The sequence below is a fragment of the Bradyrhizobium barranii subsp. apii genome (genome assembly GCF_011516635.5).
Taxonomy (GTDB): Bacteria; Pseudomonadota; Alphaproteobacteria; order Rhizobiales; family Xanthobacteraceae; genus Bradyrhizobium; species Bradyrhizobium barranii.
In genome coordinates, this window is the sequence record NZ_CP096255.1 from 9,595,073 (window position 1) to 9,616,986 (window position 21,914).

General features: G+C 65.3%; 20 protein-coding genes. 4 read left to right on the forward strand and 16 right to left on the reverse strand.

Going from position 1 to position 21,914, the window contains the following annotated elements; translation table 11 throughout:
• Window positions 1–72: 72 nt before the first annotated feature.
• Window positions 73–1,266, forward strand: coding sequence for an ABC transporter substrate-binding protein (locus HAP41_RS45660; RefSeq protein ID WP_071909074.1), 1,194 nt, complete (start codon window positions 73–75; stop codon window positions 1,264–1,266).
• A 235-nt stretch (window positions 1,267–1,501) separates the two neighbouring features.
• Here the strand turns inward: HAP41_RS45660 and HAP41_RS45665 are convergent, their stop codons facing one another.
• The 4 genes from HAP41_RS45665 to HAP41_RS45680 are packed head-to-tail and all read right to left on the reverse strand — an operon-like array spanning window position 1,502 to window position 6,100.
• Window positions 1,502–1,888 carry an MAPEG family protein gene (locus tag HAP41_RS45665; RefSeq protein WP_166071156.1) on the reverse strand — a complete coding sequence of 129 codons (387 nt, stop codon included), beginning with the start codon at window positions 1,886–1,888 and terminating at the stop codon, window positions 1,502–1,504.
• Window positions 1,889–1,915: 27 nt separating this feature from the next.
• On the reverse strand, window positions 1,916–2,998 hold the full coding sequence (locus HAP41_RS45670; RefSeq protein ID WP_166071123.1) for a lipocalin-like domain-containing protein: 1,083 nt from the start codon (window positions 2,996–2,998) through the stop codon (window positions 1,916–1,918).
• Window positions 2,988–5,450, reverse strand: a complete 2,463-nt coding sequence (locus tag HAP41_RS45675; protein WP_166071099.1) for an FtsX-like permease family protein — start codon at window positions 5,448–5,450, stop codon at window positions 2,988–2,990. The genes HAP41_RS45670 and HAP41_RS45675 overlap by 11 nt, the downstream gene beginning before the upstream one ends.
• Window positions 5,447–6,100 (reverse strand): ABC transporter ATP-binding protein, encoded by a 654-nt coding sequence (locus HAP41_RS45680; RefSeq protein ID WP_166071076.1) that lies wholly within the window; start codon window positions 6,098–6,100, stop codon window positions 5,447–5,449. Before HAP41_RS45680 ends, HAP41_RS45675 begins: the two co-directional genes overlap by 4 nt.
• A 146-nt stretch (window positions 6,101–6,246) precedes the next feature.
• Between HAP41_RS45680 and HAP41_RS45685 the strand changes: the two genes are divergently transcribed.
• Window positions 6,247–7,584, forward strand: a complete 1,338-nt coding sequence (locus HAP41_RS45685; protein ID WP_166071069.1) for an MFS transporter — start codon at window positions 6,247–6,249, stop codon at window positions 7,582–7,584.
• A 201-nt stretch (window positions 7,585–7,785) separates the two neighbouring features.
• Here the strand turns inward: HAP41_RS45685 and HAP41_RS45690 are convergent, their stop codons facing one another.
• The 11 genes from HAP41_RS45690 to soxX form a co-directional block, all read right to left on the reverse strand.
• Window positions 7,786–9,504, reverse strand: a complete 1,719-nt coding sequence (locus HAP41_RS45690) for an N-acyl-D-amino-acid deacylase family protein (RefSeq protein ID WP_166071064.1) — start codon at window positions 9,502–9,504, stop codon at window positions 7,786–7,788.
• Window positions 9,505–9,692: 188 nt separating this feature from the next.
• Complete coding sequence (locus HAP41_RS45695) at window positions 9,693–10,901, reverse strand: MFS transporter (RefSeq protein WP_166071045.1); 1,209 nt, start codon at window positions 10,899–10,901, stop codon at window positions 9,693–9,695.
• A 172-nt stretch (window positions 10,902–11,073) separates the two neighbouring features.
• Entirely contained in the window at window positions 11,074–11,241 is a 168-nt protein-coding gene (locus HAP41_RS45700) for a hypothetical protein (RefSeq protein ID WP_166071036.1), read from the reverse strand.
• An 81-nt stretch (window positions 11,242–11,322) separates the two neighbouring features.
• The gene (locus tag HAP41_RS45705; RefSeq protein WP_166071018.1) at window positions 11,323–12,360 is read right to left on the reverse strand and encodes an MBL fold metallo-hydrolase; all 1,038 of its coding nucleotides are present in this window, start codon (window positions 12,358–12,360) and stop codon (window positions 11,323–11,325) included.
• A 248-nt stretch (window positions 12,361–12,608) separates the two neighbouring features.
• Window positions 12,609–13,067 carry a DsrE family protein gene (locus HAP41_RS45710; RefSeq protein WP_166070981.1) on the reverse strand — a complete coding sequence of 153 codons (459 nt, stop codon included), beginning with the start codon at window positions 13,065–13,067 and terminating at the stop codon, window positions 12,609–12,611.
• Window positions 13,064–14,815 carry a thiosulfohydrolase SoxB gene (soxB, locus tag HAP41_RS45715; RefSeq protein ID WP_166070960.1) on the reverse strand — a complete coding sequence of 584 codons (1,752 nt, stop codon included), beginning with the start codon at window positions 14,813–14,815 and terminating at the stop codon, window positions 13,064–13,066. The genes HAP41_RS45710 and soxB overlap by 4 nt, the downstream gene beginning before the upstream one ends.
• A gap of 56 nt (window positions 14,816–14,871) precedes the next feature.
• A complete protein-coding gene (locus tag HAP41_RS45720; protein ID WP_028151965.1) occupies window positions 14,872–15,177 on the reverse strand; it encodes a hypothetical protein in 306 nt (101 codons plus the stop codon).
• Window positions 15,174–16,034 (reverse strand): sulfur oxidation c-type cytochrome SoxA, encoded by an 861-nt coding sequence (soxA, locus tag HAP41_RS45725; RefSeq protein ID WP_166070898.1) that lies wholly within the window; start codon window positions 16,032–16,034, stop codon window positions 15,174–15,176. Before soxA ends, HAP41_RS45720 begins: the two co-directional genes overlap by 4 nt.
• Window positions 16,034–16,345 carry a thiosulfate oxidation carrier complex protein SoxZ gene (soxZ, locus tag HAP41_RS45730; RefSeq protein ID WP_166070872.1) on the reverse strand — a complete coding sequence of 104 codons (312 nt, stop codon included), beginning with the start codon at window positions 16,343–16,345 and terminating at the stop codon, window positions 16,034–16,036. The genes soxA and soxZ overlap by 1 nt, the downstream gene beginning before the upstream one ends.
• A gap of 10 nt (window positions 16,346–16,355) precedes the next feature.
• On the reverse strand, window positions 16,356–16,841 hold the full coding sequence (gene soxY, locus HAP41_RS45735; protein ID WP_166070850.1) for a thiosulfate oxidation carrier protein SoxY: 486 nt from the start codon (window positions 16,839–16,841) through the stop codon (window positions 16,356–16,358).
• 37 nt (window positions 16,842–16,878) lie between these two features.
• A complete protein-coding gene (soxX, locus tag HAP41_RS45740; RefSeq protein ID WP_166070841.1) occupies window positions 16,879–17,235 on the reverse strand; it encodes a sulfur oxidation c-type cytochrome SoxX in 357 nt (118 codons plus the stop codon).
• 246 nt (window positions 17,236–17,481) lie between these two features.
• Here soxX and HAP41_RS45745 point away from each other — a divergent pair, with 246 nt between their 5' ends.
• Entirely contained in the window at window positions 17,482–18,156 is a 675-nt protein-coding gene (locus HAP41_RS45745) for a DUF938 domain-containing protein (protein ID WP_085403988.1), read from the forward strand.
• Between the two features lie 121 nt (window positions 18,157–18,277).
• Here HAP41_RS45745 and HAP41_RS45750 read toward each other — a convergent pair whose 3' ends face one another.
• Complete coding sequence (locus HAP41_RS45750) at window positions 18,278–20,344, reverse strand: prolyl oligopeptidase family serine peptidase (protein WP_166070807.1); 2,067 nt, start codon at window positions 20,342–20,344, stop codon at window positions 18,278–18,280.
• Between the two features lie 186 nt (window positions 20,345–20,530).
• Here HAP41_RS45750 and HAP41_RS45755 point away from each other — a divergent pair, with 186 nt between their 5' ends.
• Window positions 20,531–21,778: an MFS transporter gene (locus HAP41_RS45755; RefSeq protein WP_038942180.1), complete on the forward strand. Its 1,248-nt coding sequence runs from the start codon at window positions 20,531–20,533 to the stop codon at window positions 21,776–21,778.
• Window positions 21,779–21,914 lie beyond the last annotated feature (136 nt).

A 21,914-nucleotide genomic window follows, 5' to 3' on the forward strand; every position in this document is an offset into this window, starting at 1 on the left:
GGATGGGCAGGCGCGGGGTTCTTCACTAGTATCCGCGCGATTTCAAAACAGAAAACTGCTGGGAGCCAACATATGAAATCAGCACTTTTGGCCGCTGTCGCAACGTCTGCTCTGTTGCTCGCTGCGCCGGCCTCCGCCCAAGGCGTCAAGATCGGCATTCTCAACGATCAGTCCGGCGTCTATGCCGACTACGGCGGCAAATACTCGGTCGAAGCCGCCAAGATGGCGATCGAGGATTTCGGCGGCGAGGTGCTTGGCCAGAAGATCGAGATGGTCACCGCCGATCACCAGAACAAGCCGGATCTTGCCACGTCGATCGCGCGGCGCTGGTACGACGTCGAGAACGTGGACATGATCACGGAGCTGACGACCTCCTCGGTCGCGCTCGCGATCCACGAGCTCTCCAAGGAAAAGAAGAAGATCGACATCGTCGTCGGCGCCGCGACCTCGCGCCTCACCGGCGATGCCTGCCAGCCCTACGGCTTCCACTGGGCCTATGATACCCGTGCGCTCGGCGTCGGCACCGGCGGCGCGCTGACGAAAGCCGGCGGCGACACCTGGTTCTTCCTCACGGCCGACTATGCCTTCGGCTACGCGCTGGAGAAGGACACCAGCGAGATCGTCACCGCCAATGGCGGCAAGGTGGCCGGCTCGGTCCGCGTGCCGCTCAACTCGTCGGACTTCTCCTCCTTCCTGCTCCAGGCGCAGAGCTCGAAGGCGAAGATCGTCGGCCTCGCCAATGCCGGCCTCGACACCACCAACTCGATCAAGCAGGCGGCCGAGTTCGGCATCGTCTCCGGTGGCCAGAAGCTCGCCGGCCTCCTGATGACGCTCGCCGAGGTGAATGGTCTCGGCTTGCAGGCCGCGCAAGGCCTGGTGCTGACCGAGGGCTATTACTGGGACCTCAACGACCGCACCCGCCATTTCGGCGAACGCTTCTTCAAGCGCACCAGCCGGATGCCGAACATGATCCAGGCCGGCACCTATTCGGCGACGCTGAGCTATCTCAAGGCGGTCAAGGCCGCCGGCACCAAGGACCCCGACGCGGTCGCCAAGAAGCTGAAGGAGCTGCCGGTCGACGACGACTTTGCTCAGGGCGGCAAGGTGCTCGAGAACGGCCGCATGGTCCACGACATGTATCTGTTCGAGGTCAAGAAGCCGTCGGAATCGAAGAAGCCGTGGGACTATTACAAGCTGCTCGCAACCGTCCCCGGCGACAAGGCGTTCTTCGCCGCCAAGGACAGCGGCTGCCCGCTGACGAAGTAAGGGAAGGGGCACAGCGAGCGCCACATTTCTCGCTGTCGTCCCGGACAAGCGTAGCCCTTGGCAACGCGTAGCGTTGTCGAGGGCGGAGCGCCGATCCGGGACCCATAACCACAGGCAGACGTGGTTACGGGGACTCGGAGTTATCAACTTGCGCCACACTGCTCCCTGTGGTTATGGGTCCCGGATCGGCGCTGCGCTTGTCCGGGACGACGGCGGAGTTTGTGGCCGCCGCGCCTCACACCATCCGCAACACCACCGCCCCCAATGCCCCCGCCCACAGCGCAATCGCCGCAATGCCCTGGATCGCAAAGCCCGGGCCGCGCTTTGCCGCCGCCTGCGAATAGCCGATGAAGTAGACGATGCGGCCGATGATCCAAACCGCGCCGATTCCCGCTGCACTGGCATCGCCGATATAGATCGCGAACAGCCAGAGCGCCGGCAGGAAGACCGGCATCCATTCCAGCGTGTTCGCCTGAATGCGGAAGGCGCGCTCGAAGTCCGGATGGCCCGACATCGCCGGCGCCTTGACTCCGGTCTTGGTGCGCGAGCGCGAGACGTTGATGCAGGTGAACATGTAAAGTGCGATCGCCAGCAGCGTGACGAGGGCGGTGAGATGATACATCACTGTTTTCCTTGAAGAGACCGCGCCTCAATAGCCGGTCAGCTCGAGATAGCCAACGCCGTCATGCGTGCCGGCAAAGCTGATCGGCCCTTCCCAATAGGAGAAGCCGGTCCCCATCCAGGCTTTTGGGTTAAGCGGCTTGCAGGCAATCGAGAGCGATCGCGAGGGGATCGTGATCTGCCATTCCACCGGCAGCTTGCGCCCCGCGATCTCGGCGGTCGCTTTCGGACTCATCTGGATATCGCCACCCGCGATCATCTGCGTGTCACCCGCGGCGCTGATCCAGTTGCCGAACGGATACTCCTGGCCGTCCTTCTGCCGCAGCCGGTACAGCATCAGCTTGTCGCCGGATGCGAGATGTAGCGACAGCCAGTCCCAGCCGGTCTGGTCGGCATCGAGCGGCTGGCTGCTCCACTCGCGATCCATCCAGGCCTGGCCCGAGACATCGACGGATTTGTCGTCGATCGTGAGGCTGCCGCGGGCGCGGTAGAACGGCTGGCTGTAATAGTAGGACGCCTGCCCGCGCTCGGACTTGCGGCTGAAACCGTGATCGCCCTGCAGCACTACGGGACGATCGGCCTCCAGTGTGAGCGAATAACTGAAATCGGTCCCCGAAGCCTTCAGCGTCAGCGGCGCCAATGTGCGATCGTCGGTACGCTCGGACCCTTTCATCTCCCAATCATCGATCCACGCCGCAAATGGCTTTGCGGTGACGCCGGCCTGTCCAATGCCGCCGCGTGCAAACACCTCGTTGAAGCGGTGGGTGTCGGCGCGCGTCACCGCCGCATGCGCCATCCAGATCTGCTGATTGGCCCAGCCCTCGCCCTGCGGGCCCGGCTGCGCGGCCTGGCGGAACAGCGTCCATTGCAGGCCGCAAGCCGCGCCGGTGCCATCGACGAGGTTCGCGGTGAGATACCACCATTCGATGCGAAACTCCGGATGCGGGCCGTGATCGGCCGGAAAGCTGAACGTCTTTCCCGGCGTCACCTTCGCAAAGCCGTCGGCGGTCTCGCCGAGCCCGGCATAGCCCTGCGCGCCAGCGCGGCGGGCAGCCGCGAGTGCGGCGATGCCGCCGGCGAAGGCGCGCCGCGTGATTTTATCAGCGCTCATTGGCAAACACCTTGACGAGGCTCGCCGGCTGCATCCGCGCCAGTCGTATCATCGGCAGCAGCGCGGCAAGCAGCGAAGCGATCAGCGCGACCGCGACCAGCTCCACCAGCTGCAGCGGAAACACGTGGAACGGCAGCCGCCAGCCGAACGCCTTCACATTGACGATCGCGATCAGGCACCACGCCACCAGCAATCCGAGCGGCACGGCCAGCAGCGCCGTGAACAGCGCAACCGACAATGTCTTGGTCAGTTCGATCGCGGCAAGGCGCGGCCGGGTGATGCCGATCGCCCACAGCGGCGCGAGCTGTGGCAGGCGGGAATTCGCCAGCGTCAGCAGGCTGGTCAAGAGCGCAATGCCGGCTACGCCTAGCGTGAAGGCATTCAGCGCCGACGTTACCGCAAAGGTGCGGTTGAAGATGCGGATCGATTCCGCCTTCACCGTCGCCTGGTCGGCGACGCTGCGGTCGTCGAGCGCGAATTGCTTCTGCAACGCCGCGATCAGGCCGGGGATATTTTCCTTCGCGACGATCAGGCCGATGCGCGTCTGCGGCGTCTGCGGAAAGTGCCGGATCAGCGCCGCGACGTTGACGGCGAGCTGTCCCTTGGGGTTGCCGTAGTCGGCATAGATCCCGGCGATGTCGAGTTCCCAGGTACCGCCGGGCGCCGGCACCTCGATGACATCGCCGACGCGGACGTTGAGGCGGCGGCTCAGCTGCTCGCTGATGAAAGCGGCATTGCCCGGCACGAGCTGGGTCCAGGCGCGCGGCGCGGTCTCCAGCAGCGGCCAGCGCTCGCGATAGAGTGCGTGATCGGGCAGGCCGAGCAGCTCGACCGGCTGCCCCTGAACCTGCGTATCGGCGCGTCCGCCCGACAGGATCGCCTGCACGTCGCTGCGCTCCTTCAGCCAGCTCCGGATCGCCACGCCTTGCGCATTGTCGGAGGCGCTGATGTAGACGTCGGCGGCAAGCCGCCCGTTGAGCCAGCCGACGAAGGTGCGGCTGAAGGTCTCCACCATGGTGGACACCCCGACATTGACGGCCAGCGCAAGCAGCAGCGCCATCAGGGCCAGCGACAAGCCGGAGAGCTGTTGCCGGCTGTCCGCCCAGAACCACAGCGCGAGCGGCCCCTTCGCCCAGCGCTGGCCCACGAGCAGGATGATCTCGAGGAAAGCAGGCAGGATCAGCGCCGCGCCCAGCATCAGCGCCCCGAGCACGCCGAATCCCGCAATCAGCGATTGCCCGTAGTGCAGCAGCAATAGCGCGACCGCGAACACGGCGCAGGCCGCGCCGCTCTGCAGGACCAGCCAGCGGCGCTGCCGCTGCTGCCTGGCGTACGGCTGTGCGGTCGCCAGCACCGGCATCCTGATCGCCTTGATCAGGCTGGTCGCCGCCGCCACGATCGCGCCGGCGATGCTGATGCCGATACCGGCGAGCCACCATTCGGAGCGCAGTGTGAGCTGTCCCGGGATCTGCGCGCCATACAGCCCGCGCAGCGACGCCGCGACATCGGGCAACAGCGCGGCCGCGATGAAATAGCCGCAGACGAGCCCGATCAGTCCTGCGACCAGCGCCAGCGCCACCAGCTCGACCACCAGCACCGTGTTGACCAACCGCGCCGAGGCACCGCAGGCCCGCAACGTGCGCAGCATCGGCAGCCGCTGCTCGAAGGCGAGGCCGACGGCCGAGTTGACGATGAAGAGGCCGACGAAGAACGACAGCAGGCCGAAGGCGGTCAGGTTGAGATGGAAGCTGTCGGTGAGGCGCTCCAGCTCCGTCTCCGCATTCGGCTCGACCCGCCGCAACTGCTCGCCGACGATACTGGCCAGCGGCGCCGGCTTGCCCTTCGGCTTGCCGATCAAAAGCCGCGACACCTGGTCCGGCTTGTTCAGCAGCCGCTGCGCGACGCCGATGTCGACGACGAGCACGCCGGACACGAGCTGCGGCAGCACGCGCAGCGGCGGCAGTTTTGCGCCGTTGCTGATTGGCGGTGCCGCGCCTTCCTGTTCCTGCAGATCGGTCAGCGTCTCCCGCGCCACCAATGTCTGGCCGGGCGGCGCAACAAAACTGCTCAAATCCGAGGCGCCAAGGCGTGGCGCGTTGCCGACATCGGCCGGCATCGTCACCGGCTCGATGCCGAGCAGCCGCACCGAACGCCCGTTAACCTGGACGCGGCCTTCCAGCACCGGCGAGACCGGCCAGCCCGCGCGGCGAAGTTTTATGAACAGCTCCTGCGAAAAGGTCGCGGCATCAGGCGCCACCAGCATCGCCGTGCGCACGCCGCCGAAGGTCGCCGCCGCGCGGTCATAGGCATTGCGGGCCTGCTGGTTGATCGCCTGCACGCCGCTCCACAGCGCGGTCGCCGCGATCAGCCCGATCAGGAGCGTCGCGAACTGCATCTTGTGCCGTCGCCAGTGGCTCAGGAGCACCGCGAGGACCCACAGCGCGCGCCTCATGCGATCCGCCCCGCATGCAAGGTGACGTGGCGGTCGAGCGTGCCGGCGAGATGCAGGCTGTGCGTCACCATCAGGAAGCCGCAGCCGGTGCGCGTGACGAGGTCGCGCGTCAGCGCCAGCACGTCGTCGGCGGTATCCTCGTCGAGATTGCCGGTCGGCTCGTCCGCGAGCAGCAGTGAGGGCTTTGTCGCCAGCGCCCGGCCGATCGCGACCCGTTGCTGCTGGCCGCCTGATAATTGCTCTGGATAACGCTTGAGCAGATTGCCGAGCCCGAGCCGTTCGACCAGCTCCTTTGACCATGCCGCATCGTGACGGCCGGCGATCCGCGCCTGGAAGGCGAGATTGTCCGCGACCGACAGGCTCGGGATCAGGTTGTACTGCTGGAACACGAGGCCGATCCGGTCGCGCCGCAGCTCGGCCCGGCCCGCGTCCGAGAGCTTGGTGACCTCGGTGTCCTCCAGGCGAATTGCGCCGCTGTCGGCGGCATCGAGACCCGCAATCAGGTGCAACAGCGTGCTCTTGCCGCTGCCGGACTCGCCGGTCAGCGCGACGCGCTCGCCGGCCTTGAGGTCGAGGTCGACACCGCGCAGCACATGGACCGGCTCGCCGGCCGAGGAGAAGGTCTTTGAGAGGTTTCGGATGCTCAGCAAGGTCAATGCGCCCGACGGAATTAACTCAATGCTGCGTAGCACACTTGCCGTGGAAATGCCGGGGTTGCGTTGGCCTTGAAGCCGTTGTTAGCTCCCAAAACGGCCAAATCAAAAACGTGCCGACAAAAAGACATACGGGGAGATTGATGAGCGCTCAGGGAACGCCCGACGTTGCGGGCAGGACGGCAGGGGAAACCAAGGCAACGCCGAAGGGCGCCTGGACCGTCACTTTTCTCCTCTTTCTCTTCATGGTGGTGAACTTCGCGGACAAGATCGTCGTCGGTCTCGCCGGCGTGCCGATCATGACCGACCTGAAGCTCGATGCCGAGCAATTCGGCCTGCTCGGCTCCTCGTTCTTCTTCCTGTTCTCGATCTCGGCCATCGTGGTCGGCTTCATCGTCAACAAGGTGCCGACGCGCTGGGTGCTGCTGACGCTGGCGGTGATCTGGGCGCTGGCGCAGTTCCCGATGGTCGGCACCGTCTCGTTCACCACGCTCCTGATCTGCCGCATCGTGCTCGGCGCGGGCGAGGGACCTGCCTTCTCGGTCGCAGCGCACGCCATCTACAAATGGTTCCCCGACGAGAAGCGCACGCTGCCGACCGCGATCCTGTCGCAAGACTCGGCCTTCGGCGTCATCCTCGCCGTGCCGGCGTTGAACTGGGTCATCGTCAATCATTCCTGGCACTACGCCTTCGGCGCGCTTGGCGTCGTCGGCCTGCTCTGGGTCTGCGCCTGGCTGACGTTCGGCAAGGAAGGACCGCTCGAGGACACGCAGGTTCTCGCCGTCACCGAGCCGAAAATCCCCTATGTGCAGCTGCTGACCTCGCGCACCTTCCTCGGCTGCGTGATCGCGACCTTCGGCGCCTATTGGGCGCTGTCGCTCGGCCTCACCTGGTTCACGCCCTTCATCGTCAAGGGCCTGGGCTTCTCGCAGAGCCAGGCCGGCTACGTCTCGATCCTGCCCTGGGTGTTCGGCGCCACCATCGTCATCCTCACGGGGTGGGTCTCGCAGGTGATGATGGCGCGCGGCTACACGACGCGCATCTCGCGCGGCGTGCTCGGCTCGGTGCCGCTGATCATCGGCGGCCTGATCCTGGCGATGATGGCGCATGTGCAGGGTGCTGGCCTGCAGATCGCGCTGCTCGTCGTCGGCTCCGGCCTGTGCGGGGCGATCTACGTCGTCTGCCCGCCGATGCTCGGCGAGTTCACCCCGGCGTCGCAGCGCGGCGCGGTCATCGCGATCTACGGCGCGCTGTACACGCTGTCGGGCATCATCGCGCCGAGCGTGATGGGCGCCGTGATCCAGCGCGCCGGCAACATGGTCGACGGCTACCTGACCGGCTTCACCATCAACGCGGTGGTGATGGTCGGCTCCGGCGTCATCGGCTTGCTGCTGCTGTGGCCGAACACGGAAAAGGCCAGGCTGACCCGCGGTGCGGCCCCGCAGGCCGCGGCACTGAAGGGCGCGGTGTCGCCGACGTAAGGGGCGCGATTGCTCCAGGCACACTGTCATCCCGGGGCGCGCGAAGCGCGAGCCCGGGACCCATAACCACAGGGAGTGGTTTGGGGTGAGTAGGTAACTCTGAGCCTTCGCAAAACGATTGCTGCTGCGTATGGGTCCCCGCCTTCGCGGGGACGACAGCGAGAGTGAGGCGCGGCTTTCGCGCCTCAGACTCGGTCTTCGCTAGCTCGCCATCCCCTGCGCACCCCGGATCAACTTCCCCGGTCGCCTTCCCGTGGCCTCGCCGTGCCGCCGCGTCACCACGCCCGACACGATTGTCGCGTCATAGCCGTCGACATCCTGCAACAGCCGCCGCCCGCCGACCGGCAGATCGTAATGCACCTTCGGCGGATGCAGATGCAGCCGATCGTAGTCGATCACGTTGACATCGGCTTTATAGCCGGGCGCAATGAGCCCGCGATCGGTGAGGCCGACCGAGAGCGCGGTCTTGCGCGACTGCGCGGCGACCACGAACGGAATCGTGAGCTTCTCGCCGCGCGTGCGGTCACGGGTCCAGTGCGTCAGCAGATAGGTCGGGAAGCTGGCGTCGCAGATGATACCGCAATGCGCGCCGCCGTCGGAGAGGCCCGGCACCGATTGCGGATCGATCAGCATCTCGCGCGTCGCGTCGAGATTGCCGTCGGCATAGTTGAGGAAGGGCACGTAGAGCATGCCCTTGCCCTCATCCGACAGCATCGCATCGTAAGCGAGCTCTTCCGGCTGGCGGCCCTGCTTGCGCGCCTGCGGCTCCAGCGCGTTCTCCGGCGGCTGCTCGTAATCGGGGGGATCGCCGAGCAAGAACATCTTGTCGTAGTTGGGCCGGAAGAACAGCGGATCATCGGTCGCGGTCGCCGTCTCGCTCAGGATCGCCTTGCGTACCTCCGGCTGATGCAGCCGCGCCAGGCGCTCACTGAGCGGCAGATGCGCGATCGCCTTGTAGCTCGGATGGGTCTGGAACGGATTGCGCGACAGTTCCAGCCCGAGCAGCAGGCCGACCGGGCGCGCCGCGATCTGCGCGGTGATGGAAAGGCCGCGCCTGGCGGCCGCGTTGATCTCGTCCAGCGTCTGGCGCCAGCGGTTTGGCGCCTTGTCGTTCTGCGTGATCGAGAACGAGATCGGGCACTTTGTGCTGTCGGCCACCCGCAGCATCATCGGCAGATCTTCGTGGAGGGTGGAGAGGTCGAGCACGAATTGCAGCACGCTGCGGCCCTGGCTGTGCATCGCGCCGGCAATGGCGGTGAGCTCGTCCTCGCCGGCCTTCAGCGTCGGTGTGAAATCGCCGGTCGAGGTGCGGTGGTTGAGCGTGCGTGAGGTCGAGAAGCCCAGCGCGCCCGAGCGCACCGCCTCGCCCGCGAGCTTCGCCATCGCGGCATTGTCTTCCGCAGTCGAGGGATCGCGGCGCGCGCCGCGTTCGCCCATGACATAGACGCGCAGCGCCGCATGCGGCAGCTGCGCGCCGACGTCGATGTCGAAATCGCGCTTCGACAGCCAGTTCATGTAGTCCGGAAAGCTTTCCCACGCCCAGGGAATGCCGGCGCTCAGCACCGGCTCGGGAATATCCTCGACGCCCTCCATCAGCTGGATCAGGCGGATGTGGTCGGCGGGCTTGCACGGCGCGAAGCCGACGCCGCAATTGCCCATGATCGCGGTGGTGACGCCGTTCTGCGACGACGGCGTGATGTCCTGGCTCCAGGTGACCTGGCCGTCATAATGCGTGTGCACGTCGACGAAGCCCGGCGTGACGAGCTTGCCGCGCGCGTCGATCTCTTCCTCTCCCTTCGCGGAGATCTTCCCGACCTCGGTGATCTTGCCGGCAGTGATGGCGACATCCGCCTCGAACAATTCGCCGCCGCTTCCATCCGCGACGGTGCCGCCGCGGATCACGAGATCAGGGGTGCGCATGATGTTTCTTCCCAGTTTGTTGTTTTGCGTTTCTCTATCCATCGTCCCGGACAAGCGAAGCGCAGATCCGGGACCGATAACCACAGGGAGTAGTGTCGCGAAGACTCGGAGTGACCAGCTTCGCGCGACGATTGCTCCCTGTGGTTATGGGTCCCTGCTTTTAGCAGGGACGACGACTGAATTCTTGGCTATGCCTTGGCTTGCGGCTTCCGCTCCGTGAACGGCGACAGCACCACGGTTGCGACCATGAAGATCACGGACGCCCCGAACACCCAGTGCGGCGCGCTCTGGTCCATGATCCAGCCGAACAGCAGCGGGCTGACGATGCCGCCGAGATTAAAGCCGGTGGAGACGATGCCGAAGGCGCGACCCGCGGCGCCAGGAGGCGCGGCGTTGCGCACCAGCATGTCCCGCGAGGGCGCGATCACACCGGAGAGGAAGCCCGCCATCATCATCGCGGCGGTCAGCATCCAGCCGGGCAGCGTGACCAGCGCGATCAGCAGCACGATCGCTGCGTTCGCGGCAAAGCAGGCGGCTGCGACATAGCCGTGGCGCGCGGTGCGGTCGGCGAGGAGGCCGCCGGCGAGCACGCCTGCGGCGCTGGAGCCGAGAAACGCCGTCAGCGCCACGTTCGCGGCGGAGTAGGACGCGCCGTAGCCGCTCATCAGCGCCACCACGCCGAAATTGTTGATGCCGGCGACCGACAGGCTGAGCAGCATGAACAGCGCGGTGAGCGTGATCAGCGCCGGCGTGATGACGGCCTGTCTCGGCGCGTTTTCGTTGCCCGGCTTGGTCTTGTGCGCGCCGGCATCGGGAATGTTCATGACGACCAGCAGCAGGGCCACCAGCACGGCGATCGCGCCCGACGCGATCAGCGCACCCGTGCCGCCGGAGACGGTGACGAGCGCCGCGACGATCGCCGGCGCCACGGCGCCGCCGAGATAGCCGGCAAAGGTGTGGACCGAGAAGGCGCGGCCCATCCGCGCCTCATCCATGTGCTCGGCCAGGATGGCGTAGTCGGCGGGGTGGTAGACGCTGTTGGCGAGACCCAGCAGCACCGCGCAGGCAATCAGCGAGGCATAGCTGAGGTGCAGGCCGAGCAGGATCAGCGCGAAGCCGCCGAGCGCGAGCCCGCCCAGCAGGATTCTGCGCGCGCCAAAATGGTCGACGAGATAGCCGGTCGGCGCCTGCGTCAGGCCGGATACGACTGCTGATACGGTGAGCGCGAAGCCGAGTTCGATGTAGCCGACGCCGAGCTGGCTCTTCAGGAACGGAAACAGCATCGGCAGGACCAGCAGATGGAAATGGCTGACCCAATGCGCGATCGAAATCCCGGTCAGCGTGCGTAGCGCGCTGTCCGCCTTGCCTTGTTGCGGTGCGGCGAGAACGTCGACCATTGCAGTTCCGTTTCACTCCCTAAAGCGAGCGCAAACTATCGGGGAGAGCGGTTATTTGTCCATGAACGCAGGCGCATGGCAGGTAGCGCGGGTGGGGCTTCCATCCATGCGTTCGCAGGGACGACATGGGAGGGTGTCGCGTCAGTGCGCGTCAAAGCCGAGCCTCACCCCCTCACAACGGCTCGTCATCCGAACCGTAGCGGTCGCGTTTCGGCGTCGCGATGTCGCCGTCGTCGTAATCGTCGTCGTCGAGCGGAGGCGAGGGCTTCTTCGCCTTGTCGTCCGCTTGCTTGTTATCAGCGACTTTGGGCGGCTTGCGCGGCTTGGCGGTCTTGGCCATGGGTGATCCCGGATGGTGATGCGTCATCCGCTTCTACCCCAAAAATATGTGCGGTTCCTGACTTACCGCAAGAAGGGGGCATCAGTGCACCACAGGCCCGCCGGCCTTCTTCCAGGCATCGATGCCGCCGGCGATGTGGGCAGTGTTGGAAAGGCCGGCTTCCTTGGCGGCGGCGACAGCCATCGCCGAGCGTTCGCCGAAGGCGCAGAAGAACACGACGCGGCGGCCGGTGGCGGCCGCGACCTCGCGCAGCATGCCGCCGGGCTTCAAGCTGTCTTCAACGGACGGGTAGGGCGTATGCAGCGCGCCTTCGAGCATACCGTGCTTCATCCGCTCATTGGTCTCGCGCAGATCGACCAGCAGGATATCGGGACGGCCGAGTGAGCGGATCGCCTCGACGGCGCTGACTGCGCGGCCCTCTTTCTCCAGCTCCTCCTGATGCAGGCCGACATGCATGTTGGCGGGCACCGCGACGTCCATCATCTTCGGATTGGGCAGCTTCAGGTTCGCCATCAGCTCGATATATTCGTCGACCGAACGCACCTGGAGCCGCGGATTGTAGCGCTTCTCCTCACCAATGGTGGAGACGGTGTCGCCCTTGTAGTCATGCGCCGGGAACACCATCGTCTCGTCCGGCAGCTTGAGCAGGCGATTGAAGATCGAATCGTATTGCGCTCGCGACGAGCCGTTCTGAAAATCGGTGCGGCCGGTGCCGCGGATCAGAAGCGTGTCGCCGGTGAAGACGCGGTCGCCCATCAGATAGGAGTAGGAATCGTCGGTGTGGCCGGGCGTGTACATCACGTCGAGCGACAGGCCCTCGATCGTCACCTTGTCGCCGTCGGCGACCCGCATCGCCACAACGTCGGCCTTGGTCTGGTCGCCCATCACGGTCATGCAATGGGTGCGGTCGCGCAGTTCGCCGAGGCCGGTGACGTGATCGGCATGCAGATGGGTGTCGACGGCTTTCACCAGCTTGAGATCAAGCTCGCGCAGCAGCTGGCAATAGCGATCGACCTTCTCCAGCACGGGATCGAGGATCAGCGCCTCGCCGCCGGGGCGGCTGGCGAGGACATAGCTGTAGGTGCCCGAAACGCTGTCGAAGAGCTGGCGAAAGATCATGGCAAGACCCGGCGTGGATTGGTTTCCAGTTCTTACTACGCCACGGGTCAAAAAGAGAAGCAAGTCACTGTGTAGGGAGTAAAACAGGAAATATTATTTTACGTAGCTGTTCCGCGGCGTCATGGCCGGGCTTGTCCCGGCCATCCACGGCTAGCCACGCGGCACGAAGAACGTGGATGCCCGGGACAAGCCCGGGCATGACGACCACTCGTGAATGCCTGCGATTGCCCTCCATATGACGGGAGCGCTTACGGCCGCACCACCGTGTACCCATTCTCCGCCAGGAACAGGATCTGCCCGACCCCGACCTGCACCGGCGTCGCAGCGGGGATGAACTCCGGTCGTCGTCCGGTCTCCCGCTCGATCGTGTCGACCGTGTTGAGGCAGATATCGAAGCGCACGCCCTGCACGATCAGGCTTTCGACCTGCTTGCGGCGCTCGCTGCCGGTGAACAGAAGATCAATGCCGGGGCCGAACACAACCACCTCGATCGCGACCTTGTCGGGATCGTAGGCCTTCAGGAGATTGTTGGCGACGCTCAGCACCAGCGCGTGCTTCTTCGCATCGCCGTCGGAGAGCTGAAGCACGATCTTGTGCTCGGCGAACGGCTTGTCCTGGAGCGCCACTTGCTGCGCCGAGGCCCATGGCGTGGCGGCGAAGGCGAGCGCCGCTAGCAGCATCGCGCGACAGATTTGCGACCGCATCATCCCTGTCCTGCAATGCCTGGATTGCCCTCGACGCCCTTCAGCGTCACGCCGGAGCCGAGCCGCTCCTGAAACATCCGGCCCGAGCGCAGATATTTGGCGACGACATCCCACACCGGTGCGCCCTGCTGGCCGTTGACCGAGGCCCAGCCCGCGACCTTGTAGCGGTTGCTCGCGCTGAGCGCCTTGCCGCCATTGAGCTTCAGTTCGGAGATGCGGCTGCCGATCGCAGCCGTCGGCGTGCAGGTGTAGCTGAGCCCGCCGGCGCGCACCATGTCGCCGCCCTGCTGGTAATAGGGATCGGGGTTGAAGAGGTTGTCGCAGATGTCTTCCAGCACCTCCTTGATCTGGGCGCCGGTCATCTCCTGCACATAGGTCTCGGGATAGGTGATCGCGGTTTCCGCGAGCACGTCCTCCATGGTCAGCGGCTGGCCTGACAGTGCGGTGACGCCCCAGCGGAAGCCCGGCGACAGCGCGATCTCGGCATCGAGCTCGCTGCGCAGCGCGGTGCAGATCAGCTCGTCGACGGGGCCGGCGAAATTGTCGCGGCGATACAGCAGGCGGTCTGGCGTTGCGATCTTTTCCGACCAGTCGGTCACATGCGGCGCGCGCACCCGCCCGATCAGCTCGGCCATGCCGGGGTCGGGCTTCAGCAGCTCGGAATAAACCGGCAGCAGATGGTACCTGACATCGCCGACCTTGCCCTTGTCGAGCGCGAGATCGAGGACACCCAGAAATTTTCCGTTGGAGCCGGCATTGGTGACGAGCGTCGTGCCGCTCGCGTTCTTCACTGCGATTGGCTGCGGGATCGCATCATGGGTATGGCCGCCGAGGATGACGTCGATGCCGGTGACGCGGCTCGCGAGCTTGAGGTCGACGTCCATGCCGTTGTGCGACAGCAGGATGACCGCATCGACCTTCTCAGCGCCGCGCAAGGCATCGACATGCTTCTGCAACTCCTCCTCGCGGATGCCAAAAGTCCAGTCCGGCGTGAACCGCTTGGGATGCGCGATCGGCACATAGGGGAAGGCCTGGCCGATGATCGCAACGCGATGGCCGCCGAGCTCCTTGATCATCGAAGGCTTGAACACGCGCCCGCTCGCCTTGTCGAAGGCGGGGGCGTCGTTGAACGCGGCCTCCTCGGTCAGGAAGACGTTCTGCGCCAGAAACTCGCCCTTGAAGCGCTCGAGATTGTCGCGCAGCGCCTGCTCGCCATAGGTGAATTCCCAGTGCCCGGTCATCGCCTCGATGCCGAGCAGATTGGCGACCTCGACCATGTCGCGGCCCTGCATGATGTTGGCAAGACCCGTGCCCTGCCAGAGGTCGCCGCCGTCGACGAGCACGGAGTGCTTTTCGCCGGCATCGCCGCGCAAGCGATCGATCAGTGTCTTCAGATGGGCGAAGCCGCCGAGCTTGCCGAAGCGGCCCGCCGACTTCTCGAACTCGAAGCAGCTGAAGGCATAGGCATCGGCGCTGTCGGAGCGGATACCGAACCGTTCGAGGAAAGCGCGGCCAACCAGATGCGGCGGCCGTCCCGCCATCTCGCCGATGCCGATATTGACGCTGGGCTCGCGGACATAGACCGGGTTGAGCTGCGCATGCGTGTCGGTGGTGTGCAGGATGCGCGCATTGCCGAACCGCTCAAGGTCGTAAATGCTCGCGGTCTCGGCGCCGCGCGCGAGCCGCGGCAGGCTGAGCGATGTGGCGACAGCAGCGGTGCTCTTCAGGAAATCGCGGCGGCGGATGGCCATCCAGAAATTCTCCGCGCCTCTCAACGGCAATTCGACGGTTCCACGAGATTTTTAGTCTAGCGGATTTCCATCGCCTTCCACGCCTCTTTTTCTGACGTCGCCTGGAAGATCGAGGCCTTCGCCAGCGCCTCGGCCTCCTTCGAAGCGGCAACCGCGCGGTCGAAATCGCCGCCGTCGGCCGCCTTCTTGGCTGCCGCCAGCGCAGATACGGTCACGGTCCACTGGTTGCGCATGCCGGCTGCCTCCTTGGAGGCGGCCTCCGCAGCGGCATAGGCCGCCTTGTAGTCCGCCTCGTTTGCCGCGCGCGCTGCTGGCGCGAGGCTCAATGCGAGCAACATGGCGAGAGGAAGTGACAGCTTCATGGCCGCGCTCCCGGCCCTGAAATCGGCAGGCCGTTGGCGACGTAGGACAGGAAATATTCGACGTCGCGATATTCATCGGCCTGCGGCTCCAGCGGAACCGCGCGGGTCTGGCTGTTGCAGGTGACGAAGCGGCGGCTGGTCGTGCCCATGCCGCTCCATTCGGAGCGGTAGATCGGCATCGCGTTCAGAATGCCGAGCGCCGGCGCCAGGATCTCGGCGCGGATGCGCTCGCCCGGGCTCTGCACATGGCAGCTCGCGCAGGAGAAATTCATCTGGCCGCGGCGCGTGTAGAAGTAGCGCTTGCCGTTCTCGTACGCGGCGAGCGCGCGCGGGTCGTCGGGAATCTTGATGTCCATCGGCTTGCCGCGCGAGGTGAACGCCATGTAGGCGGTGAGCGAAGCCATCTCGTCCTTGACGTAGGAATAGGGCGCCTCGCCATTGGCCTCGCGGCAGCGGTTGAGCGCGAGCTCCAGCGTGACGACCTTGCCTTCCCCAGTGTCGAAGTAAGGATAGTTCTGGCGGATGCCGATGCCGCCGTTCGGGAAGCAGTCGGCATAGGTCTTGCCGTTCCTGAACGGGGTCGCGAACATCTCCTTGCCGGCGTCGAGCGCGAACTCGTAGGGCGGGAATTCCTCCTTCTCCTGCCACTGCCGCTTCATGTCCTCGTTCATCGAATAAGGACCGTTGACGAAATCCTCGTGCTTCACGGTCGGAAACTTCTGGAAGAAGAAGTTCTGGAACGCCTTCGCATCGGCAACGGGATCGACCTTGTCGGCCGCGATCACGCGCGGAGAGGTGAGGGCGAACGCGACCAGCGCGGCGCTCAACGAACCAAGGAGAAAGAAGCGGGCATTCATCACGAAATCTTCGCAGTGGTCGTGTCCGACCCGCCCTTGTTGTCGGTCCAGGAGACCTTGAGGTCGTCGCCCTTCTTGGCGCCCTTGAAGCTGAACTTGACGTAGGGGTCCTTGGAGACCGCGGTGCCCCAATCGGCGACGAACACGTCCTTGCCGTTACATTCGAACTTCAGTCGCTGGATGAAGTGCGCCGGAATCACCTCACCCTTGGCGTCCTTGACCAAGCCGGTGTCCATGGGGTGCGGGATCAGCACCTGCACCTCGGTGATGTCGCCGTTGGCGGTGGCGCGGACGCGAATGCTGGATGCCATCTAAATTCTCCTAACCGCCGCAGCCGCCGACTGTGACTTTGACTTCCTTGGTCGCGCTGTAGAGCTTGCCGTCGGCTTCCACGATCGCGGTCACGTTGGTGGTCTTGGCCATCTTCAGGCGGTTGGCGACAGCGGGGATCGTGCCATCGGGAATCTTGTAGCTCGCCGCGAGCGCGCTCGGATTCTCGGCCACGAAGAACGAGATCGAGGTGACCTTGTCGAGCGTCGTCGTCACCGAGATCGGCACCACGCCGCCGTTCTCGGCGATCTCGGGTGCGTCGAGCTTGACCTTGTCGGACGGCTCGGCGGTCTTGCCGTAGAGCGCCTTGATCGCGTCCGCCTCGCTCTTCTGCTTGAATCCTTCTTCCGGATATTTGTCGTTGGCCGCTGCACGCGCGGGCGCGAACGGCAGGTCGCCGAGGCCGAGCAGCACGACGCCGGCTGCGCCCTGGAGGATCAGGCGCCGCGTCGGATGAGGGCCGGTGGTGATGGTCATCTCAAATCTCCTGGACATTCTCTTGGCGTGCCGGTGGTCACAGGGTCTGGAGGAAATCAACGATCGCGTTGATCTCCTGCTCGGTCAAAATCCGGTTCCGGCCGAACGGCGGCATCATGGTCTGCGGATTGCGCTTGGTCTCGTCGAAGATGATCGCGACCAGCTCGTTGCGATCAGGGTATCTTGATTTGATGTCCTTCAGCTCCGGCCCGATCGTGCCCGGCAGGTCGCCGCCCTTGATGACGTGGCAGGTCAGGCAATTGCCCTTGCCGCGGTCGAAGGCGAGCTTTTGGCCGTCGGCCACGGCGGATTGCGCCCGCGCGGGGCCTGCGGCAAGGCCGGCGGCGATCGCCAGCAGGACGTAAAGGACGGGCGTCCGTGGAAAGGCGGTCAAGGCGTCATTCCGAGGCGTTATGTCGATGATCTCGTTCGCGGAAATATAGTGTTCCAAAGCACAAAGGGCATCGGCTGACAATCAAGACTATGCGCGCGGCAAAATGGAGTTAATATCTTCCGCATTGCAACTAAAGAGCTTATTTGTCCGGCGGATTCGGGCCAGGGGTGCTGGCCGGCTGTTTTCGGGGCGTTTGGGCGCCCATCGTGTTTTTTTCCCGTTCTCGTTTTTTCAAGGGGACCTCAATTGGCAGAATATGTCGTCGAATTTGGCAGGGACGGCGGACGGGTGGAGTCGGATGGGCGGCTCGATGCACCGGCATTTCATCGCAATCACGAGCCGCTCTGGGCGGCGCTGGAAAAGCATCTCGCAGGCCTGACCGGCAATGTCGTCGAGCTCGGCAGCGGAACCGGCCAGCACGTGGTCCATTTCGCGCAGCACACGCCCGGCCTGATCTGGTGGCCGAGCGACCTCAACCAGCGCCACCTCAAGAGCATCGAGGCCTGGCGCGTTCATTCGGGCCTGCAAAACATCCGCTCGCCCCTGCGGATCGATCTCACCGACCCCGACTGGTGTCCGGAGATGCGAAGCGGGCAGGGCCCGACGAGTCTTGCCGCATTGTTCTGCGCCAACGTCATCCACATCGCACCATGGAGCGTGGCCGAGGGCCTGTTCGCCGGCGCCGGCCGTTACTTGCGGGCCGACGGCAAGCTGTTCCTCTACGGCCCGTTCAAGCGCGACGGCAAGCACACCGCGCTCAGCAATGCCGTGTTCGACACCTCGTTGCGCGAAGGCAATCCCGAATGGGGCGTGCGTGATATCAGCGACGTCGAGACGCTCGCACGCGGAGCCAGCCTTCGCCTCGTCGACACGATCGAGATGCCGGCGAACAATCTTACGCTGGTGTTTTCGCGGAGCTAATTCGGGTCGTCGTCATGCCCGGGCCTGTCCCGGGCATCCACGTTCTTCGAGTAGCAAGGCAAGGCGTGGATGGCCGGGGCAAGCCCGGCCATGACGATGTGGAGGCGTCAGCGTCCAAGCGCTAGCCTTCATCCTTCCACTCGATCCTGTCCTTCAAGAACCGGAAGCCGATCACCTCGAAGCCGGCGCGCTCCTTGTTGTCCTTGCCGTAGCCGTGGCCGCCGGCTTCCGGTTCGTAGAACCAGGCCTCGTAGCCCATCGCCTGCAGCTTGGCGGCCATCTTGCGCGCGTGGCCGGGATGAACGCGGTCGTCGCGCCGTGTCGTGGCGATCAGGATCGGCGGATAGGACTGGCCGGCCTTCACGTTGTGATAGGCCGAGTAGGTCTTCAGCCACTCCCACTCTTCGGGTTTGTCAGGGTCGCCATATTCCGCAATCCAGCTCGCGCCCGCGAGCAGTTTGGTGTAGCGGCGCATGTCGATCAGCGGGATGGTGCAGAACAGCGCACCAAAACGCTCGGGGTAGCGCACCAGCATGTTGGTGATGAGGATGCCGCCGTTCGACCCGCCTTGTGCTGCGATCCGCTTTGGCTTGGTCACGCCGCGTCGCACGAGATCGGCGGCAACGGCCGCGAAATCGTCGTGCGAGAGTTTCTTGCCGGCGAGCCGGCCGGCATCGTGCCAGCGGGTGCCGAACTCGCCGCCGCCGCGCAAATTCGCCTGCACGATGGTGCCGCCGCGCTCGAGCCACAGCTTGCCGAGCGAGGGGTTGTAGTACGGCTTCACCGCATGGGCGAAGCCGCCATAGGCGCTCATATAGACCGGCGCATCGCCGGTCTCCCCGGCGGGGCCGGTCTGCACATAGGGAATGCGCTCGCCGTCGATCGAGATCGCCTCGTGCTGTGTGACCACGAGGCCGTCGGCGGTGAACGTCTTCGGCGCCTGCTTCAGTACGGTCGGGCTTGCGACGCCGCGCTCCAGCAACAGCAGCGACGGCGGCGTCAGCGGGTCCTGCACATTGGCGAGCAGGTCGCCATTGCTCTCGGACGGATGGCGATCGAGCGGCCAGATGTCGACGACGCCGATTTGCGGGAGGCCGGGAAGCGTCTCGCGGCTCCAGTCGCCGGCGGATGGTGTGAAGATCTCGAAGCGCGGCTGCAGCTCGTCGAGGATCGACAGCACCAACTTTCCCGCCGCCCAGAACAGACCTTGCAGGGCCTGCCGCGGCCCGGGTTCGAACAGGACGATGAACTCGCGGCTGCCGGCGAGGAATGCCGAGAGCGAGATGCCGAGCACGGTGTCGGTGGCGTAGGTCCGCCCCTCGACCGTCCAGTCCTTGCGCAGCTTCATCGCGAACCAGTCGCCATGCGCCTGCAGCCAGATGCCGGTCGGCAGATCGAGCTTCGTCGTCGTGCCGGCCGCATCGCGCAGCCAGATCGCATGATTGAAGAAATCGATCTGGTCGACGATCCAGACCCGCGGCGCCGGTCCCGTGTCGTCGGCCATGCCTGACATCGCCATGTGATCGGCCGTGGTCTCGAGGATCGTTTGCGCCTGATCGACAGGCTGGCCGCGCCGCCACACGCGAACGGTCCGCGAATATCCGGAAGTAGTCGCCATGCCCTCGCCATGGGCGCTCGACAGCAGCAGCGTATCGGCATCGATCCAGTCCACGCCGCCCTTGGCTTCCGGCAGCACAAAACCGTCCGCGACGAAGCTTTTCGTGTCGAGGTCGAATTCCCGCAGGGTGACGGCGTCGCTGCCGCCGCGCGACAGGCTCAGAATCGCCCGCGAGCGTCCCGGCATCGTGGCGATCCCGCTCAGCAGCCAGTCCTCGCCTTCGCTCGCCGCGAGCTGGTCGATGTCCAGCATGATCTCCCACGCCGGATGCGCTTTGCGAAATTCCGCCAGCGTGGTTCGCCGCCACAGGCCGCGCGGGTTGGCGGCATCCTTCCAGAGATTGTGTAGATCGCCGCCGCGCCGGCTGACATAGGGGATGTTGTCGGGACGATCGTAGATCGCCGCGAGGACATCGCGGTCGCGCTCGAAGGCCGCGCCCCCGAACGCGGCGAGCGTCAGCTGATTCTGCCGCGCGACGAAATCGAGCGCCTGCTTGCCTTCGATCTCCTCCAGCCAGAGCCAGGGATCGTCGTCGGGAGCGCTGAGCGTGGGCCGGTCGTCGACAGACATGAACGAAACTCCCAGAGATCGCTGCGGATAGGATTTGATCGAGCGCAAGCCGTCAAGTGCGCGGCCCGCTATCATCCGCCCGATTGCGTCAGAGGCATGGCCTGCGCCCGTTTGCGCCGGTTGCCCGCCCTCCCACGCCCCTCCATAGTGCCGGGAATCAACAAGTCCTCTCGGGCGGAAATGCCGATGTTAGACGTGACTACAGCCCACGAAATCGCTGCCGACGCCCGCGTGCGTGCCAATGTGGTGCGCCTTGCCGCGGCGCAAGCGCTGACCGGCGCCAACTCGGCGGTGATCTTCGCCACCGGCTCGATCGTCGGCGCCACGCTCGCGCCCGACATGTCGTTCGCGACCGTGCCGATCTCGATGTATGTGCTGGGGCTCGCCGCCGGCACGCTGCCGACTGGCGCAATCTCGCGCCGCTTCGGCCGCCGCGCGGCCTTTATCGTCGGCACGGGTCTGGGCACGCTCACCGGCCTGTGCGGCTCGTTCGCGATTTTGCATGCGTCGTTCGCGCTGTTCTGCGTCGCGACCTTCCTCGGCGGGCTCTATGGCGCGGTGGCGCAATCCTATCGCTTCGCCGCCGCCGACGGCGCGAGCGCGGCCTACCGGCCGAAAGCTGTGTCCTGGGTGATGGCCGGCGGCGTGTTCGCCGGCGTGCTCGGTCCGCAGCTCGTGCAATGGACCATGGACGTCTGGTCGCCCTATCTGTTCGCCTTCAGCTTCCTGGTGCAGGCTGCGGTGGCGCTGGTCGCGATGGGCATCGTCGCCGGCGTCGATATGCCCAAGCCGGCACCGGCAGATCTGCACGGCGGCCGGCCGCTGCTCGACATCGTGACCCAGCCGCGCTTCATCGCGGCCGCGCTGTGCGGCGTCATCTCCTATCCCATGATGAATTTGGTGATGACCTCGGCGCCGCTCGCCATGAAGATGTGCGGCCTCAGTGTCAGCGATTCCAATTTCGGCATTCAATGGCACATCGTTGCCATGTACGGGCCGAGTTTCTTCACCGGCGCGCTCATTGCGCGTTTCGGCGCGCCCAAGATCGTCGCCGCCGGCCTGCTGCTGGAGGCCGTGGCCGCCGGCATCGGTCTCTCCGGCCTCACCGCGATGCACTTCTGGGCCACGCTGATCGTGCTCGGTGTCGGCTGGAATTTCTCCTTCATCGGCGCCTCCGCGCTGGTGCTCGAGACGCACCGTCCGCAAGAGCGCAACAAGGTGCAGGCCTTCAACGATTTCCTGGTGTTCGGCATGATGGCGATCGGCTCGTTCTCCTCCGGCCAGTTGCTGGCGAATTACGGCTGGTCGGCGGTGAACATGGTGGTGTTCCCGCCGGTGGTGCTCGGCCTCGCCGTGCTCTCGCTGGCGTCCTGGGCCCGCCGCCGCAAGGCGCGGCTGGACGCGGCGATGGGCGAGTTCCCGGATGCGATCTGAGTTGGCAGGAGGCTGTCAGCAGCGTCGATACTTCGATCTGCGTCGAAGTGATTTTCGAGTGAGAGTTAATTAGATGTCGTCATGGCCGGGCTTGTCCCGGCCATCCACGTCTTTGCTACGTCGAAGGAAGAACGTG

Coding starts and splice junctions, on each gene's coding strand:
- HAP41_RS45660 (WP_071909074.1), top strand. CDS start 73: ATGAAATCAGCACTTTTGGCCGCTGTCGCAACGTCTGCTCTGTTGCTC.
- HAP41_RS45665 (WP_166071156.1), bottom strand. CDS start 1,888: ATGTATCATCTCACCGCCCTCGTCACGCTGCTGGCGATCGCACTTTAC.
- HAP41_RS45670 (WP_166071123.1), bottom strand. CDS start 2,998: ATGAGCGCTGATAAAATCACGCGGCGCGCCTTCGCCGGCGGCATCGCC.
- HAP41_RS45675 (WP_166071099.1), bottom strand. CDS start 5,450: ATGAGGCGCGCGCTGTGGGTCCTCGCGGTGCTCCTGAGCCACTGGCGA.
- HAP41_RS45685 (WP_166071069.1), top strand. CDS start 6,247: ATGAGCGCTCAGGGAACGCCCGACGTTGCGGGCAGGACGGCAGGGGAA.
- HAP41_RS45690 (WP_166071064.1), bottom strand. CDS start 9,504: ATGCGCACCCCTGATCTCGTGATCCGCGGCGGCACCGTCGCGGATGGA.
- HAP41_RS45695 (WP_166071045.1), bottom strand. CDS start 10,901: ATGGTCGACGTTCTCGCCGCACCGCAACAAGGCAAGGCGGACAGCGCG.
- HAP41_RS45700 (WP_166071036.1), bottom strand. CDS start 11,241: ATGGCCAAGACCGCCAAGCCGCGCAAGCCGCCCAAAGTCGCTGATAAC.
- HAP41_RS45705 (WP_166071018.1), bottom strand. CDS start 12,360: ATGATCTTTCGCCAGCTCTTCGACAGCGTTTCGGGCACCTACAGCTAT.
- HAP41_RS45710 (WP_166070981.1), bottom strand. CDS start 13,067: ATGATGCGGTCGCAAATCTGTCGCGCGATGCTGCTAGCGGCGCTCGCC.
- soxB (WP_166070960.1), bottom strand. CDS start 14,815: ATGGCCATCCGCCGCCGCGATTTCCTGAAGAGCACCGCTGCTGTCGCC.
- HAP41_RS45720 (WP_028151965.1), bottom strand. CDS start 15,177: ATGAAGCTGTCACTTCCTCTCGCCATGTTGCTCGCATTGAGCCTCGCG.
- soxA (WP_166070898.1), bottom strand. CDS start 16,034: ATGAATGCCCGCTTCTTTCTCCTTGGTTCGTTGAGCGCCGCGCTGGTC.
- soxZ (WP_166070872.1), bottom strand. CDS start 16,345: ATGGCATCCAGCATTCGCGTCCGCGCCACCGCCAACGGCGACATCACC.
- soxY (WP_166070850.1), bottom strand. CDS start 16,841: ATGACCATCACCACCGGCCCTCATCCGACGCGGCGCCTGATCCTCCAG.
- HAP41_RS45750 (WP_166070807.1), bottom strand. CDS start 20,344: ATGTCTGTCGACGACCGGCCCACGCTCAGCGCTCCCGACGACGATCCC.
- HAP41_RS45755 (WP_038942180.1), top strand. CDS start 20,531: ATGTTAGACGTGACTACAGCCCACGAAATCGCTGCCGACGCCCGCGTG.